The organism is Mesorhizobium sp. M1E.F.Ca.ET.063.01.1.1 (genome assembly GCF_003998155.1).
Lineage (GTDB): Bacteria > Pseudomonadota > Alphaproteobacteria > Rhizobiales > Rhizobiaceae > Mesorhizobium.
The window spans coordinates 1-380 of the sequence record NZ_RZSC01001809.1 but is presented as its reverse complement, the minus strand read 5'-3'; the positions used below and the strand labels follow the sequence as shown (position 1 = coordinate 380).

Below are 380 nucleotides of genomic sequence, written 5' to 3'. Positions count from 1 at the left end.
CAAGTAGAGGCGCCCCCGGGGCATCTGCCCCCCCCGAGATTTGTCGGTGGCGGGGGTTGGGGGTGCTAGTGGGCCCCGATCAAGTGCCCCTAGCAACACAGTCGGACTTCCTCATGCCGGCCGCGTATAGCAACCCTTGCGCTGTCGAAAATGGACTTCTCATGTAAATTCGTTGGGAGCATTGAGATAATGCTCGACGATGTGCAGCGAAGATATGTGGCGAAGGTGTACGACATCGTTCCCGCAGTCACATTGCTCCGGGTGAACTTCACGCTGCCAAATCCCGTCATTGCCGACGCGGTAGTACCACCCTCTGTTTATGCCAACCCCCGTCATTTCGAGTCCGGGGTGCTCGACTTGGAGTTCACAAACCTCGATAA

Annotated in this window: 1 protein-coding gene; it reads left to right on the top strand. The window is 57.4% G+C overall.

The genetic code is table 11. The features are described from left to right. Nucleotides 1–189 precede the first annotated feature (189 nt). On the top strand, nucleotides 190–380 hold a 191-nt coding region (locus EOA29_RS42600; RefSeq protein ID WP_210213251.1), incomplete at its 3' end, for a hypothetical protein.